This window comes from Sphingomonas desiccabilis (assembly GCF_004135605.1).
GTDB lineage: Bacteria > Pseudomonadota > Alphaproteobacteria > Sphingomonadales > Sphingomonadaceae > Sphingomonas > Sphingomonas desiccabilis.
Genome location: NZ_SDPT01000001.1, coordinates 139,780 through 154,798 on the forward strand (window position 1 = coordinate 139,780; position 15,019 = coordinate 154,798).

General features: G+C 68.0%; 17 protein-coding genes, 1 tRNA gene and 1 pseudogene. 6 read left to right on the forward strand and 13 right to left on the reverse strand.

Going from position 1 to position 15,019, the window contains the following annotated elements; all coding sequences use genetic code 11:
* Window positions 1-120 precede the first annotated feature (120 nt).
* A tRNA-Trp gene (locus tag EO081_RS00585) sits at window positions 121-196 on the reverse strand.
* Window positions 197-304: 108 nt separating this feature from the next.
* Window positions 305-2,050: a fatty acyl-AMP ligase gene (locus EO081_RS00590; RefSeq protein ID WP_129340043.1), complete on the reverse strand. Its 1,746-nt coding sequence runs from the start codon at window positions 2,048-2,050 to the stop codon at window positions 305-307.
* Here EO081_RS00590 and EO081_RS00595 point away from each other — a divergent pair.
* The 5 genes and pseudogenes from EO081_RS00595 to EO081_RS16970 form a co-directional block, all read left to right on the forward strand.
* Window positions 2,043-2,750 (forward strand): regulatory protein RecX, encoded by a 708-nt coding sequence (locus EO081_RS00595; RefSeq protein WP_311719801.1) that lies wholly within the window; start codon window positions 2,043-2,045, stop codon window positions 2,748-2,750. The genes EO081_RS00590 and EO081_RS00595 overlap by 8 nt on opposite strands.
* A gap of 29 nt (window positions 2,751-2,779) precedes the next feature.
* Window positions 2,780-3,370 carry a cold-shock protein gene (locus EO081_RS00600; protein WP_129340044.1) on the forward strand — a complete coding sequence of 197 codons (591 nt, stop codon included), beginning with the start codon at window positions 2,780-2,782 and terminating at the stop codon, window positions 3,368-3,370.
* Between the two features lie 38 nt (window positions 3,371-3,408).
* Complete coding sequence (locus EO081_RS00605; protein ID WP_129341364.1) at window positions 3,409-3,867, forward strand: DUF192 domain-containing protein; 459 nt, start codon at window positions 3,409-3,411, stop codon at window positions 3,865-3,867.
* A gap of 80 nt (window positions 3,868-3,947) precedes the next feature.
* Window positions 3,948-4,340: an NADH:ubiquinone oxidoreductase subunit NDUFA12 gene (locus EO081_RS00610; RefSeq protein WP_129340045.1), complete on the forward strand. Its 393-nt coding sequence runs from the start codon at window positions 3,948-3,950 to the stop codon at window positions 4,338-4,340.
* A gap of 272 nt (window positions 4,341-4,612) precedes the next feature.
* A pseudogene (locus tag EO081_RS16970) lies at window positions 4,613-4,780 on the forward strand (DUF2155 domain-containing protein); the annotation flags it as partial.
* A gap of 35 nt (window positions 4,781-4,815) precedes the next feature.
* Here the strand turns inward: EO081_RS16970 and aat are convergent.
* The 8 genes from aat to EO081_RS16695 all read right to left on the reverse strand — a co-directional run bounded on the left by aat (window position 4,816) and on the right by EO081_RS16695 (window position 9,598).
* Window positions 4,816-5,544: a leucyl/phenylalanyl-tRNA--protein transferase gene (gene aat, locus EO081_RS00620; RefSeq protein ID WP_129340046.1), complete on the reverse strand. Its 729-nt coding sequence runs from the start codon at window positions 5,542-5,544 to the stop codon at window positions 4,816-4,818.
* Between the two features lie 88 nt (window positions 5,545-5,632).
* Window positions 5,633-6,016 carry a hypothetical protein gene (locus EO081_RS00625; RefSeq protein WP_129340047.1) on the reverse strand — a complete coding sequence of 128 codons (384 nt, stop codon included), beginning with the start codon at window positions 6,014-6,016 and terminating at the stop codon, window positions 5,633-5,635.
* Between the two features lie 179 nt (window positions 6,017-6,195).
* Window positions 6,196-6,558 (reverse strand): hypothetical protein, encoded by a 363-nt coding sequence (locus tag EO081_RS00630; RefSeq protein ID WP_240697490.1) that lies wholly within the window; start codon window positions 6,556-6,558, stop codon window positions 6,196-6,198.
* A gap of 139 nt (window positions 6,559-6,697) precedes the next feature.
* Window positions 6,698-7,114, reverse strand: a complete 417-nt coding sequence (locus EO081_RS00635; protein ID WP_129340048.1) for a hypothetical protein — start codon at window positions 7,112-7,114, stop codon at window positions 6,698-6,700.
* Window positions 7,115-7,166: 52 nt separating this feature from the next.
* Window positions 7,167-7,637, reverse strand: a complete 471-nt coding sequence (locus tag EO081_RS00640) for a DUF3597 domain-containing protein (protein WP_129340049.1) — start codon at window positions 7,635-7,637, stop codon at window positions 7,167-7,169.
* Between the two features lie 54 nt (window positions 7,638-7,691).
* Entirely contained in the window at window positions 7,692-8,942 is a 1,251-nt protein-coding gene (locus EO081_RS00645; RefSeq protein ID WP_129340050.1) for a hypothetical protein, read from the reverse strand.
* Window positions 8,939-9,151 carry a hypothetical protein gene (locus tag EO081_RS00650; RefSeq protein ID WP_129340051.1) on the reverse strand — a complete coding sequence of 71 codons (213 nt, stop codon included), beginning with the start codon at window positions 9,149-9,151 and terminating at the stop codon, window positions 8,939-8,941. Before EO081_RS00650 ends, EO081_RS00645 begins: the two co-directional genes overlap by 4 nt.
* A 294-nt stretch (window positions 9,152-9,445) precedes the next feature.
* On the reverse strand, window positions 9,446-9,598 hold the full coding sequence (locus tag EO081_RS16695) for a hypothetical protein (RefSeq protein ID WP_164521262.1): 153 nt from the start codon (window positions 9,596-9,598) through the stop codon (window positions 9,446-9,448).
* 276 nt (window positions 9,599-9,874) lie between these two features.
* Between EO081_RS16695 and EO081_RS00655 the strand changes: the two genes are divergently transcribed.
* Window positions 9,875-11,095, forward strand: coding sequence for an nSTAND1 domain-containing NTPase (locus EO081_RS00655; protein WP_129340052.1), 1,221 nt, complete (start codon window positions 9,875-9,877; stop codon window positions 11,093-11,095).
* Between the two features lie 29 nt (window positions 11,096-11,124).
* Here the strand turns inward: EO081_RS00655 and EO081_RS16700 are convergent, their stop codons facing one another.
* Genes EO081_RS16700 through uvrA form a run of 3 tightly spaced genes read right to left on the reverse strand, consistent with a single transcriptional unit; the run spans window position 11,125 to window position 14,774 of the window.
* Window positions 11,125-11,301 carry a hypothetical protein gene (locus EO081_RS16700; RefSeq protein WP_165284406.1) on the reverse strand — a complete coding sequence of 59 codons (177 nt, stop codon included), beginning with the start codon at window positions 11,299-11,301 and terminating at the stop codon, window positions 11,125-11,127.
* Complete coding sequence (locus EO081_RS00660; RefSeq protein ID WP_129340053.1) at window positions 11,276-11,821, reverse strand: hypothetical protein; 546 nt, start codon at window positions 11,819-11,821, stop codon at window positions 11,276-11,278. The genes EO081_RS16700 and EO081_RS00660 overlap by 26 nt, the downstream gene beginning before the upstream one ends.
* 31 nt (window positions 11,822-11,852) lie before the next feature.
* Window positions 11,853-14,774, reverse strand: a complete 2,922-nt coding sequence (uvrA, locus tag EO081_RS00665; protein WP_129340054.1) for an excinuclease ABC subunit UvrA — start codon at window positions 14,772-14,774, stop codon at window positions 11,853-11,855.
* Window positions 14,775-15,019: the final 245 nt, after the last annotated feature.

A 15,019-nucleotide genomic window follows, 5' to 3' on the forward strand; every position in this document is an offset into this window, starting at 1 on the left:
GGCGGGGACGGAATGCCCCTTGCAAGCGGCAAAGCAGCGGTGGTTGGCGGCCCTAGCGGGCGCGTCCTGCCGGCGATGGGGAGGCCTCGCCGCTGCCTCAGGCGAGGCAGCGGCAGGTGCTGGCAGGAGTGGAGGGACTCGAACCCACGGCCCTCGGTTTTGGAGACCGATGCTCTACCAACTGAGCTACACTCCTATTGCCCCGCCCTCTATCCGCCGTTTCGGTCGGGGGCAAGGGCCCTCCGCATGCAAAAACGAGCGGGATGCACGGAACGCCGGCTCCTGCCAGGCGGCAGCCGGAAACTCAGGCGGCGATGGCGTAGGGCTTGATCTCGCCGTTGAGGTACAGGTTGCGTGCCTTGGCGCGGCTGAGCTTGCCCGAACTGGTGCGCGGCAGCGTACGCGGCGGCACCAGTTCGATGACGCAGTTCATGCCGGTGACGGCGCGGACGCGTTCGCGGATCTCCTCGCGCAGGCGCTGGCGCTCGGCATCGTCCGACGCGCGACACTGCACCAGCACCGCCGGCGTCTCCTCGCCTCCGGGAGTGGTGATCGCAAAGGCGGCGATGTCACCGGCCTTGAAGCCGGGCAGCTGCTCGACCGCCCATTCGATGTCCTGCGGCCAGTGGTTGCGGCCGTTGACGATGATCATGTCCTTGGCCCGGCCCACGATATAGACATAGCCGTCCGACATGTAGCCCATGTCGCCGGTGTCGAGCCAACCATCGGCCATGCACGCCTCGGTCGCGGCCTCGTCGCGGAAATAGCCGACCATGACCGACGGCCCCTTGCACCAGACCTTGCCGATCGCACGCTCGGGCAGCGGGGTGCCGTCCTCCTCGCGGATCTCGACGGTCATGTCGCGCACCGGCTTGCCGCAGTTGACGATCGCACGGAAGCGCTGCGGCCGGTCGCCGCGGCGGTCGCCGCCGGACAGCTCGGTCTCCTCGACCAGCTCGACCTGAATGCCCTCGCCCGGCGGCATGATCGAGACGGCCAGGGTCGCCTCGGCCAGGCCGTAGCTCGGCAGGAAGGCGGAGGCCTGGAAGCCTGCGTCGCCGAACGCGTCGACGAAGCTCTGCATCACGTCCGGGCGGATCATGTCGGCGCCGTTGCCCGCCACGCGCCAGCGCGACAGGTCGAAGCGGTCCGACGCCTTGGTCTGCGACGACATGCGGCGCGCGCAAATGTCGTAGCCGAAGGTCGGCGAGTAGGAGAGGGTGGTGCCCGTGTTGCGGCTGATGAGGTCGAGCCAGGCAAGCGGGCGCCGCGCAAAGTCCTCGGTCTTGAGATAGTCGGTCGACACCTGGTTCGCGACCGGCGACAGGAAGCAGCCGACCAGGCCCATGTCGTGGTACCAGGGAAGCCAGGAAACACAGCGGTCGGTGCCGACCAGCTTCATGCCGTGGCTGTGCGCGGCCAGGTTGTTGAGCAGCGCGTGGTGGGTGATCGCAACGCCATGCGGGAAGCGCGTCGAGCCGCTCGAATATTGCAGATAGGCGATGTCGTCGCCCTTGGCGGTCGGCAGCTCGGCCTCGGGCGTCTCGCGGGTCGCGAACTCGGACCAGTCGATCCCTTCGACACCAGCGATGCGCGCGGCTTCACCGGCCATCTGCGCGAGCTCGGGCGGGAAGATCAGCATCTTGGGGTCGCAGCTCGAAAGCTGGACGCGCAACTGCTCGACATAGGCCTCGCGGCCACCGAAGGAGGTGGGCAGCGGCAGCGGAACCGGCCACGCACCTGCATAGACCACGCCGAAGAACAGGCTCGCGAACTCGGCGCCGGTCTCGGCGACCAGCGCGATGCGGTCCTCTGGGCGAACGCCGGCCGCGATCAGGCGGCGCGCCTGGGCCAGCGCGTCTTCGCGGAGCTCGGAATAGGGATAGGCGCGGACCAGCGTACCGCGCGCATCATGGAAGTTCAGCCCGCGAACACCCGAGGCTGCGTAATCCAGCGCCTCACCCAGCGTATCGAAGTCGGCGAAACGGCGCGGCAGCGTATCGGTCGTGGGCGTGCCGCCCGGTGCCGTTGCTTCCATATCGGTGCTCATCGTCAAAAAGCGTCCTCCCTGCGGCGACGGCCCGCCATCCAGCGCGCAAACGCGCGACGGCCTGACGTCACGGCAATCCCGTTCAAAATCACTGCCCAGTGTGGCACAAACATGGCGCATGTCCTACGCTCGCCGCCCCACCGCCTCGCCTAAGCCGCTCGACGCGGCAGCGCTCGAGCGGTTGGCGTTGCGCTATGTCGAGCGGTACGCGACGACCCGCGCACGGCTGCGCCAGTATCTCGCCCGTAAGCTGCGCGAGCGCGGCTGGGAAGGTCCAGAAGCGCCTCCGGTCGATTCGTTGGCGGAACGCATGGCCGAGTTGCGCTACGTCGACGACCGGGTCTTCGCGGAGAACAAGGCTGCCGCAATGGGACGGCGGGGGCTGGGTTCGCGGCGGGTCGAGGAAGCGCTCCGCCACGCGGGCGTCGAGGCGGACGACATCGAGGAGGTTGCCGCGACCAGCGCCGACGAGGCGGTCGAAAACGCGCTTCGATTTGCCAAGCGTCGGAAAATGGGACCGTTTTCGACATCCCCTGCTGAGCAGGACCTTGCGCGAAAGCAGGTGGCGGCGATGGTTCGGGCCGGCCACGCGCCGGCGATCGCTTGGCGGATCGTACGCTTGAAGCCCGGAGAGGACACGGGATTTCTTCTGGACCAGGAAAACCGAAACAAAACGTCGCCATCGGCCTGGGAGCTGTGATAGGCCTTCGGGCCGGGGGAATGATATCGATGCGTGCGGAACCGCAGCGCGCACCGCTCGACCGCGAAGGCGAGGCGCGCGAAGATCAAGAGAGGGGAGCCGGCGTCGCCGATGCGGCCGTTGCCGTGTCCGGCGTCGTAAAATGGTTCGACGTGACACGGGGCTTCGGCTTCATCGTCGCGGACGATCCGGAACATGGGGACGTGCTGGTGCACTTCTCCGTGCTTCAGCCGCACGGGAGGCGTACCTTGCCTGAGGGCGCGCGGGTCGAGTGCCTGGCCGCATGGCGGCAGCGCGGCATGCAGGCACGCGAAGTGCTTTCGATCGATCTGTCCCAAGCCGTGGAGGAACAGCGGCCGCGCGCCAGCGGGCGAAGCGAGCGCACCGACCTGATCGCCTCGGCCGGAGCGTTCGAGCCGGTCTCCGTCAAGTGGTTCAACCGGCTCAAGGGTTATGGCTTCCTGTTGCGTGCGACCGACGGCGCGGACGTGTTTGTCCATATGGAAACCCTGCGTCGCGGTGGTATCGAGGAACTCGAGCCGGACCAGCCGATGCGTGCGCGGGTGGTGGAGGGCGAGCGCGGGTTGCTCGCCGTGGTCGTCGAGAGGGCAGAGGCGTGATCAACAAGGGTGTACGGGCGGCGCTGGTCGCAGCGGCGATGGCGCTGTGCGGCGCGTGCACGAGCAACGGCAATGAGGCGAGCAACGCGGCCAGCGTGCTGCCGCGAACCGAAGTTCTGATCGAAAGCGCTGGCGGCGCGCACCGGTTCGAGGTGGAGGTCGCCCGTACCGCCAAGGAGCAGGCCGACGGCCTGATGTACCGTACGAACATCCCGCAGGACGGGGGCATGCTCTTCGCACCCTATCCGGCCGGCGGCGGCGCGCCGCGCGCGGCCAGCTTCTGGATGAAGAACACGCCTTCGCCGCTCGACATTCTGTTCATCCGCCCCGACGGCACGGTGGCGACGCTTGCCGAGAACACCATTCCCTTTTCCGAAGCGCCGGTCTCGTCGCGCGAGCCGGTCAGCGCGGTGCTGGAGATCCGCGGCGGTCGTGCCGCCGAACTCGGCATCGCCGAGGGCGACAAGGTGCGGTGGAAGGACCTGGGCGCCAAGTAGAGGCGGCGGATCGCGGGTTTCGCCGGCCGGAACGTCGAAGCTGGTTGCTGGCAGGCGCGGGCAGGGGTAAGCGGCAGCGCATGGGCATGCTCAAATCGATCTTCACCTGGTGGGAAGGCGCCACCATCGGCACCACGCTTGCACTGCGCGGCAGGAACAAGGTGGGCACCGATTCGCTCGGCAACGTCTACTATGAGGGCGGCGCCGACACGAACGGGCAGCCGCGCCGCTGGGTGATCTACGCGGGCAACAACGACGCGAGCCTCGTGCCGCCCGAGTGGTTCAGCTGGCTGCACCACCAGATCGACGGGCTGCCGAGCGAGGCGCTCCCGCCGGTCCGTACCTGGGAAAAGCCGCCGGAAGGCAATCACACCGGCACCCCGCTTGCGTGGCGGCCGCCGGGCGCCCTGGACCAGGGCGGTCAGCGCATTCGCGCTACGGGTGATTACGAGGCGTGGAGCCCCGACGCGTGAATCGCCGCCTGGCCCTGATCGGGCTGGTACTGGCGGTGCTGGTCGCGGTCGGAGCTTGGCTTTACCTGCGCCCGGGTGCTGAACGGGCCGACGGAGCTCCCGATCCAGCAGCGGTGGCGTTCGACGCCGGCGATGGCGCGGCGCCCACAGGGGACGTCGTGAGCGTGGCGAGCGGCGACGCGGTCGCGGTGCCCGGCGCCACGCCGATGGCCGAGCGGGTCGCGGTGATCGGCTTCCTGAACAAGCGCAACGGGGAGACCCGCGAGCTGACGATGAAGCCGGGCGAGGCGCGACGGATCGGCGATGCCGTGGTCCGTCTGCGTGCCTGCGAGCACACGGCGCCCTGGGAGCAGGAGCAATATACCGGCGCCTTCGTGCAGCTCGACGTCCGGGGTGCCGACGGGCGCTGGCGGCGCACCTTCTCGGGCTGGCTGTTCAAGGAGCGGCCGGCGCTGAACGTGGTGCAGCACCCGATCTACGACGTGTGGCCCAAGAGCTGCACGATGCGCTTTCCTGAAAGCGGGCCGGAGACGGTGTCCGCGCCGAGCACGGGTGGCGGCGGGTCGAGCGCGAAGAAGTCGGGCGGCGATGCGGCGGGCCCTGCACCGGCGGAACCTGCGGCGTCCGAGCCGAGTGCTGCGGCTAACAGCACCGAGTAATCCGACCGATCCAACTCCACGACGCCCAGGGTCGCGAGGTGGTCGGTCTGGAACTGGCAGTCCAGAAGCGTGAAGCCGCCGACGCGGAGCCGGGCGACGAGCCAGGCGAGCGCGACCTTGGATGCGTCGGTGGCGCGGCTGACCATGCTTTCGCCGAAGAAGGCGCGGCCGAGTGCCAGGCCGTAGAGGCCACCGACGAGGCGGTCGCCGTCCCAGCATTCGATGGAATGGGCGAAGCCCAGCGCATGGAGGTGCAGGAATACCGCTTCGATGGGGCCGCTGATCCAGGTTTCCGGGCGATCCGGAGCGGATTGCGCGCAGAGCTGCAGGATTTGGCCGAAAGCCTGGTCGGCGGTGACGCGGAAGCGGTCGGCGGCGAGCGTCTTTCGCAGCGAGCGGGAGCAGTGGAAGCCGTCGAGCGGCAGGATGCCGCGGCGGCGCGGCTCCACCCAATAGACCGAGTCGGCGTCGCGGCCGTCGGCCATGGGGAAGACGCCCATGGCATAGGCGCGCAGCACCGTCTGGGGATCGAGGGAGGCGGTCATGCCATCAGCCTAGCCGGTCGCGCGCGCATACGAAAAGGGCCGGCGGCGCGTGCCACCGGCCCCTTCGGGTCGAGTCGAAAACGGAAGATCAGGCCTTGCAGCTCTGCGCCGGCTTGCCCGGCTGCGTGAGGGTGATCGACTTGGCGTCGCCGGTCAGGCTGTAGCCGTCGGCCTTGAGCGGGTCGCCGGCCTTTTCGGCCTTGAGCGCGACGGCGGTGCCGCCCTTCTCGGTGCGCAGGTTGGCCAGCTTGTCGCCCGCGAAGAAGTCGACGTAGACGAGCGTGTTGTCCTTGCAGCGGAAGGTGCTGGTCGCCTTCACCGCCGGCGGCAGTTCCACCGGAGCGGCATTGGCGAGCTGGGAGGCCATCGGGTCCGGCGCACGGGCGTCGACGGTCTCGGTCTTCTGTTCGCAGCCCGCGAGAAGAGAAAGCGCGAGGGCCGCAGCGGCAGTGGGGAGCAGGGAGCGTTTCATAGCGCGGGTTGCTTCGCCCATGGGATGCGCCCCGTCAAGCGTAAGGAGATAACAAAACACACGCCTGCTGTGTCGCAGCATTACGCGAAGTGACCCGCCAGACCCGTAACGACTGGCCCTGTATGGGAGCGGTACCGCCTCCGAGCGGAGGCGGCGCCGCAGTGCGGCAAGTCCCGCCGTCAGGCGTTGCTGCTGCCGGTCTGGCTCCGCATGCTGCCCCGATCCTGGACGAGCGAGGGCGCGGGGCCGGTCGCGGGCCGTAGCGCGTCGCGCTCGCCGGCGGGGACCGGCGCGGTCGGATCGGGGCGAAACGCCTCCGGCGCGCGATCCCCGGCGCCGGGATGCGGCTTGTCGAGGGCGAGATCGACCGGGACGTGCTCGCCGGTGCCGACGTCGCCTGCGCGGGCATCGCGCTGCTGGCGCGCGAGCAGCCAGCCGCCGAGCCCGAGCGCCACGCCCAGCAGGCCGATGCCGGCCGTCATCAGCCGGGAGCGGGCGGGAGCGGCCGCGGTGCGGCGACGAGTAGCGGGGGCTTGGGCCATGAAGATCCTTCCTGAGTTCGGTTCTGCGCGCTCCAACCGCCGGGGCGGGAGCGGGGTTCCGGTTGGAGCCGGGGCGGGTCGGTCGCCCGGCGCCCCGGCCCCCGCTCTAGCAGGAGCACCGGGGCGTGGGAGCCCGGATTCAGGCGCCGGCGGTGCTGGTGTCGTCGGCGCCGCCCGTGCCGCGGCGGGCGGGGAGCGTCTTGCTGCCGTTCGCCTCCAGCCCGAGCGCGGTGATGGTGTCCAGCGCGGTCGCGCCCACCACAAAGGCGACGGCGCCCCAGATCGCGCGGTTGCGCGGGCTCTTGGCCGCCGCGAGGCTAAGCGCGGTCAGGTCCATCGCGTCGCCGACGACCCGGTTCCACATGCGCGCGGAATGGGCGGGCGCCTGGAGCAGGCCGACGCCGGCGGCGACTTCGCGCGCGCCGAACGCGCGGACCAGCCCTTCATGGCCGTCCGCATCGAGGGTGCGGGCGATGCGCCGCGCACCGAGCAGCTCGGCAGCGCCCAGCGCAAGGCTGAACACGCCGAGTCCGAGGCTGAGTTTCCTGGCATCCATGGTCGGTCTCCTTCGTGGGGGCCGGCTCCTCCGCGAAGGGGAGCCGGCCGGGTCAGTCGCGCAGGTCGGCGGGCACCGTGCCGCCGTTCGCCGCGAGCTCGCGCATCACCGCCTTGTGCAGCCAGATGTTCATTTCGGCCGAGCCGTCCTTGGCGCCGGTGTAGCCGAGCTCGGTCGCGAGCTCCTTGCGGTTGTCGAGGCTGGGATCGAGATCGAGCAGCTTCATGAGATCGACGATCGAGGTGCGCCAGTTGAGGCCGGGGTGCGCGGCCTCGCGCGCCTTCAGCACCGCCTCGACATCGACCGGCTGGCCGCTCGTCGGCTCGGCCGCGGTGGTCTGGGGCGGGGTGGCGGCGCCGGGCACCGGGTCGGGGATGTGGACGGCGACGGTCTTGCTCTGGGTGACGGTGCCGTTCTTCGCAGCCGCCGCCTCCGCGCGATCCTTCTGGCCGAAGTAGTTGTCGCCGAAGGGTCCGCCGTCCTTGCCGAAGATGGCCGTCTTGATCTTGCCGAAAATGCTCATGCTCTCGTCCCGTGATGAGGTTCGCCTGAGTGAACGAGCGGCGGGCGGGCTGGTTCATCCCGCCCGTCGTGCGGAGGTGGCGCGTCGTCGGGGCCGGCCTGCGCATCGCGCGGCCATGGCGTCGAGCTCCGCGATCGCCGCCATGTCCTCCTCGCTCAGATAATCCTCGTCGCTGAGGATCGGGACGGTCATCGGCCAGGCGGCCGGGTTCCAGGGCGCGCGCGGGGCCGGATCGGCGACGGCCGGCTCGGGAAGCGGCGGCTCGGGCGCGGCGGCACGCGGCGGAGGGGGCGGGCCGCTGCCGTCGAGGAGGGCGCCGAACCAGGCGTCGCGCGCGGCATGATCGGCGGCGAACTTCTCCTCCTCGTGGATTCGCAGCTGCTCCACCTCCTCCATGTCGAGCTGGCGCTCATAGTCCGGGTCGCCGAAGCGGCCGATGCAGTCGCCGTCGAAGCCCGGCGGCGGCGGGAAGCGGGTGCGCCATTGCTCGTGGATGTCGCACCACCACACCGGCTCCCCGGCTTCGGGGCCGAGCGCTTCCGGCTCCGGCTCGGGCGGAAGTTGAGGAAGTTGAGGCTCGGGCGGGGGTGGCGCAACTTTGGGCTCCGGCATCGCGACGCGCAGCAGGCCGGCGGCCTCGGCGCGGCGCCACTGGTCGGCGGTCCATTCGGCGCGGTGGGCGGGATCGCAGTCGGAGACGTCGACCTCGCTCGCGAGGCCGGCGCCGGCCTGGAGGAAGCGATCGGCGCGGGCGAGGGCGACGACCGGCTCGACGTCGGCCGCCTGTTCGGCACGGTTGGCGAGGAACAGCGCGGCGCGCGCGGGGCCGGCGTCGCGGCCGAGCAGATCGAGGAAGCCGTCGAACTCCTGCGCGACGATGCGGGCGGCGTGGTGGGCGGGTCCGGAGGCGGGCGCGTCGGCCTGGGCATCGAGCCGGGCGAGCAGGCGGGTGGCGAGGCCGTTGTCGTAGCGGTGGCGCGTCCAGGTGCCGCCGTCGGGGCGGGTCCCGGTCTCGGTCTGGCCATAGAGGGCGCGGGCGAGCAGCGTGTCGGCGACGCGTTCGCGGGCGAGCAGGTTGGCGGCGTGCCAGCCGAGCGCGAAGCCGGCGCCGGCCGCGCGGCGGCGCAGCGCATAGGCGGAGGCGACGGACAGGTCGACGATGCGGCAGGCGTTCTCGACCGTGTGCCCCTCGGCCACGCATTCGAGGAAGCGGCGCTGGCGCTCGGGCGTCCAGCCGTCGTGGCGGAAGCGCGGGGTGGCTTCGGGGTTGTCGAGGATCGCCTCGGGCGCGTCGGCGGCGCTCATCGGGCGGCCTGGCCAAGCCGGCGGAACAGGGCGGCGGTGCGCTCGGCGGCTTCGCGGGCGCCGGGCTGCGGGGGCACGCGGGTGCCGATGCGGCCGGCGTCGAGGTGGTCCGACCAGGCGCGGGTGACGGGATCGTCGAGGTCGATGGCGTCGCGGAGGGTGCGCGACAGCATGGGGAGCGGGGTGCGCGACGGCTGGGGGCGGTGCATGGGCGTCCTCCTTCAACAGGCGGACCGGCCATCTATCGCAAGTCGGGGGTTGTAGGACAGCGTGCTGTGCGAGGCGTAGCGAAGCTACGACGAGCGTCGACAGCACGCCCGGACGGCGGCGCTACGGGCGCCGACCGACGCCGCGGCTTTGCCGCGGCGGGTGCAGTTCAGAGCCCCGCCCTCCGAGAGCGCAGCGAAGCTGCGCGCGAGGCTCGCCAAGGCGGGTGCCGGACGGCGGCGCTATGGGCGCCGACCGACGCCGCGGCTTTGCCGCGGCGCATGCAGTTCAGATGCTCAGCCGAGCACTTCGCGGACCGCGCGGCGCGCGATGTCGCGCGGGCACTGATCAACCGGGAAGAGGCGGCGATGGAGCGGCACGAAGGCCGCGAAAGCCTGGTTCGACGGCGAGGTAATCTGGGTCTGCTGAATCGATTGAATGAAGTTCATGATGTTCCTGTTGTTGTTCCAAAGAGACGCCGTCCGGATGGACGGCAGCCGCCATTCTCGCGTCCGCCGGCGTGCGGCGGGACATGGGGCAATAAGGCGGAAGCGGCGCGAAAGTTCCGGATGCGGAACGGGTCGGCGCCTGAGGTTGGATGTGGGGTGTGGGGGCCGGGGGTGCAAGGGGCCTAGTTAACAAACTTAATAGGCCAGCGGAAGTCTCAGTTAGCGACTAACTTTTGTGGTTGCTATACTCACGAATGTTCACTCGTCGGAGCCTTCATGACCGAGCCTGACTTTCACCAACTTTATGCCCTTGCCGGATCTACCTTCACACCCGGTACGCCCGTCAATGACCGGGACCTTTTCGCGGGGAGGCTGGACCAGTTGAGCAAGGTCAGTGATGCCGTGATGCAGCTTGGATACCATGCCGTGCTCTTCGGGGACCGTGGAGTCGGAAAGACGTCGCTCTCGAACGTCATATCTGCAATGAAGATGGGCGGAAGGGACTTGGCGACATGCAAGGTAACCTGTGATGCAAGCGATACATTTTCATCTTTGTGGAAGAAGGCCTTTCAAGACCTCTCTGTAATAACGGTCCAGCCGGCATTCGGATTTGGCCAGAAGGACTCAGTGGGGACCATTAGCCTAGAGTCGAACATCTCCGAAAACGCCTCTCCCAACGATGTCAGAGTGGTTCTGAAGAGCATTAGTGAAGTCACCGATGTTCTCATAATATTTGATGAGTTTGACAGGATCACGGCTAAGGCGGTTACCGGTCTAATGGCTGATACGATCAAGGCGTTATCCGACAGCGCCATCCGAAGCACCATTCTAATTGTTGGTGTTGCTGAATCTGTGGACTCATTAATAGAGAACCATGCATCCGTTGAACGTGCCCTGGTACAAGTCGCATTGCCGAGAATGTCAAAAGGCGAGATTGGGCAGATCATAGACAAGGGGCTTGATAGGCTTGGAATGAAAGTCGGGAAAAAGCCACGAGAGGAGCTGGTAACCTTATCTCAGGGCCTTCCCTACATTACCCATCTTCTTGGTCTTCACGTTGCGCGAGCTGCACTTTTGGATGCTCGCTTAGAAATTGCCGAAAACGATCTTGGGGACGGGATTAAGACTGCGTTAGACCAGTGGCAGCAATCAATCAAATCTGCACATTATAAGGCGGTACTAAGTTCGCAGCCCGGAAACATCTTTCAACAGGTGCTGCTGGCATGCGCAATGGCAGAAACTGATGATTTTGGTTACTTCACGGCTACATCTGTAAAGGCGCCGCTGCGAAGCATAACGGGCAAGGATTACGACATCCCTAGCTTCTCTAATCACCTTAAGGAATTTAGTGAGGTTAAGCGCGGTAAGATCATAGAGCGAGTTGGGCAGACCCGCAGGTTCCGGTATCGATTCGTGTCGCCTTTGATGAAGCCATACGTGGTGATGAAAGGCTTCTCGGATGGTCTGTTGAACAGAGAAAGCTTGACCGCGAGCTAGATATTGTCAGACAAGGCTCGTCATTGAGATCACCACTTCCCGCCAACCGCCTTAATCGCCTCCAACAGCGCGCGCTTGCTTTCCGTCCGCCGCTCGCCGCTGTTGCGGGGAAGGTCGGTCACACCGCTATCAGCGCGGCGGCGTTCGATGTCGGCACCGAGCGCTTCGAGGGTGATGCGCCTAGAGGTCTTCAATCCCATAGTCACCGGCGGTCTCCTCGCGGATGCGGCGATCAAGGTAGGCGCGGTCGGCGTCGCTGTGAAGGGACAGGAGCTTGCGGGACTGTTCCAGCATGTCCGGCGCGCTGCCGCTGGCGTACTGGCCCATGCGGTCGGCGATCATGTCCTCCACCGAGAGCACGGCAACGGTGCCTTCGGGCGCGATGTCGACCAGCAGCAGCCGTTCACGATCGGCCAGGCCCCCGAGCAGGGTGGACGAGACGACCTCAAAGCCCAGCCGCAGCTCAGGATGGATCCAGCCGCGGGTCGCGATACCGGGGCCGGAGGGACGAACGAAGCCGGCCTCCACCAGCGCCGCCTCGAACGCCTCCTGCCGGGCGGTGACGAGATCGAAGTCACCGGTGGTGACGGCGCTGTTCGAATAGATCTCGACGGCCCCGCCGCCGACCAGCACCGGCGCTTCGAAGCCCTGCGCACGCATCGCCTCGCTGACGCGTGCGAGAAGGCGGAGGGCGGCTTCAAATTCGGGGCGGTAGGCGCTGGTCATTCCGTATCCTGTTCGAAGCCTCCGCGTGGCGCTACTCCGCCGCCTGCGCCACCTTCCTCGGCTTCAGCAACGGCGCGAGATACTTGCCCGTGTAGCTGCGCGGTTCCCTGGCGACCTGCTCGGGCGTGCCTTCGGCGACGATCTCGCCGCCCTTGACGCCGCCCTCCGGCCCCAGGTCTAGGATCCAGTCGGCGGTCTTGATGACGTCCAGGTTGTGCTCGATCACGACCACGGTGTTGCCCTGCTCGACCAGCGCGTGGAGCACTTCCAGGAGCTTGCGCACGTCCTCGAAATGCAGGCCGGTGGTGGGCTCGTCGAGGATGTAGAGGGTGTTGCCGGTGGCACGGCGGGCGAGCTCCTTGGCGAGCTTGACGCGCTGCGCCTCGCCGCCCGACAGCGTCGTCGCCTGCTGGCCGACCTTGACGTAGCCCAGGCCCACTTCGGCGAGCATCGCCATGCGGTCGCGGATCGGGGGCACCGCCTTGAAGAACTCGTGCGCGTCCTCGACCGTCATGTCGAGTACGTCGGCGATGGACTTGCCCTTGAACTTCACCTCCAGCGTCTCGCGGTTGTAGCGGGCGCCGTGGCAGACGTCGCACTCGACATAGACGTCGGGGAGGAAGTGCATCTCGATCTTGAGCACGCCGTCGCCCTGGCACGCCTCGCACCGGCCGCCCTTGACGTTGAAGCTGAAGCGGCCGGGCTTGTAGCCGCGCGCCTGCGCTTCGGGGAGGCCGGCGAACCAGTCGCGGATCTGGGTGAAGGCGCCGGTGTAGGTGGCCGGGTTCGAACGCGGGGTGCGGCCGATCGGCGACTGGTCGATGTCGATGACCTTGTCGAGGTGCTGGAGGCCGGTGATCTTGTCGTGCTTGCCCGCGAGGACGCGCGCGCCGTTCAGCTGGCGCGCGGCGGCGGCGAAGAGCGTGTCGATGGTGAAGCTCGACTTGCCCGAGCCCGAGACGCCGGTGATGCAGGTGAAGGTGCCGAGCGGGATCGAGGCGGTGACGCCGGTCAGGTTGTTGGCGGTGGCGTTGTGGACGGTGAGCTTCTTGCCGGTGCCCTTGCGGCGCTTGGCCGGGAGCGGCACCTCGCGCGTGCCGTTGAGATAGTCGGCGGTGACCGAGCCTTCGGTGGCGAGCACTTCCGGCAGCGTGCCGGCGGCGACGACCGCGCCGCCGTGGACGCCGGCGCCCGGCCCCATGTCGATCACATAGTCGGCGGTGCGGATCGCATCCTCGTCATGCTCGACCACCAGCACGGTGTTGCCGAGGTCGCGCAGGCGCCGCAGCGTCGCGAGCAGCATGTCGTTGTCGCGCTGGTGGAGGCCGATCGAGGGCTCGTCGAGGACGTAGAGCACGCCCGAGAGGCCCGAGCCGATCTGGCTGGCGAGGCGGATGCGCTGGCTCTCGCCGCCCGACAGCGTGCCGGAGGTGCGGTTGAGGTTGAGATAGTCGAGGCCGACGTTGTTGAGGAAGCCGAGCCGCTCGTCGATCTCCTTCAGGATCGCGGTGGCGATCGCGCGGTGCTGGTCGTTGAGCTTGGCGGGGAGCGCCTGGAACCAGGCGAGTGCGTCCACCACCGAGAGATGGGTGGCGTGGGCGATGTCCTCGCCCGCGATCTTCACCGCCAGCGCCTCGGGCTTCAGGCGGGCGCCGCCGCAGGTCTCGCAGGGGTGGCTGGCCTGATACTTGGACAGCTCCTCGCGCATCCAGGCGCTCTCGGTCTGGAGCATGCGGCGGTTGAGGTTGCCGATCACGCCCTCGAACGGCTTCTTCACGTCGTACGACTTCTTGCCGTCGACAAAGGTGAGGGTGACGGGCTTGCCCGCGGTGCCGTGAAGGATGACGCGCTGCACCGCTTCGGGCAGGTCCTTCCACGCCGTCTCCAGGCTGAAGTCATAGGCGCGCGCGAGGCTGCCCAGCACCTGCATGTAATAGGGCGAGGGCGGGTTGGACTTGGCCCAGGGGACGATCGCGCCCTTCTTGATCGTGAGATCATGGTTGGGGACGACGAGGTCGGCGTCGAACTCGAGCTTTTCGCCGAGACCATCGCAGGCCGGGCAGGCGCCCTGGGGCGCGTTGAACGAGAACAGCCGCGGCTCGATCTCGGCAATGGTGAAGCCGGAGACGGGGCAGGCGAAGCGTTCGGAAAAGACGATGCGGTTGGCCGGAATCCCGGCCTTCTTCATGTTGCCGCCCGCCTGCGCCTCATCCTCGCGCCCCGGCACCACCGCGTCGACCAGGTCGACATAGGCGAGGCCGTCGGCGAGTTTGAGCGCGGTTTCGAAGCTGTCGGCCAGGCGCGTGGCGATGTCGCCGCCGGTCACCAGGCGATCGACCACCACCTCGATGTCGTGCTTGTACTTCTTGTCGAGCGCGGGCGCGTCCTCGATCAGATGGACCTCGCCGTCGATGCGCACGCGCTGGAAGCCGGCCTTCTGCCACTCGGCGAGCTCCTTGCGATACTCGCCCTTGCGGCCGCGCACGACGGGGGCGAGCAGCAGCAGGCGGGTGCCCTCGGGCAGCGCCAGCACGCGATCGACCATCTGGCTGACGGTCTGCGCCGAAATCGGCAGGCCGGTCGCGGGCGAATAGGGGATGCCGATCCGCGCCCACAACAGGCGCATGTAATCGTAGATCTCCGTCACGGTCGCGACCGTGGAGCGGGGATTGCGGCTGGTCGTCTTCTGCTCGATCGAGATCGCGGGGGAGAGCCCCTCGATATGCTCGACATCGGGCTTCTGCATCATCTCCAGGAACTGGCGCGCATAGGCGGAGAGCGACTCCACGTAGCGGCGCTGCCCCTCTGCATAGATGGTGTCGAAGGCGAGGCTGGACTTGCCCGATCCCGACAGGCCGGTGATCACCGTCAGCGTATCGCGCGGGATGTCGATGTCGACGCCCTTGAGGTTGTGTTCCCGCGCGCCGCGGACGGAGATGTGGGTCAGACTCATGGAGGGCGTTCTACTTCCGTTCTGTGCAGGATGCCAGATGCGGGAGATAGGGAGCGGGCGCGGCGGTTGCGAGGGTGCGGTGGGGCTGCCGCCCGAAGGCATGCCGGTGGGCCACCTGTGAGTTGGTAGAAGATAGTTCGGTTCGCTCCTGCCCCGCCACCCCATTCAACAAGGCGCTGATAAAGCGCCCCTTTTTGCGGTGGCGCACCCCCGTCTCATATCGCCGCCCGAAAACTTTTTGCTTG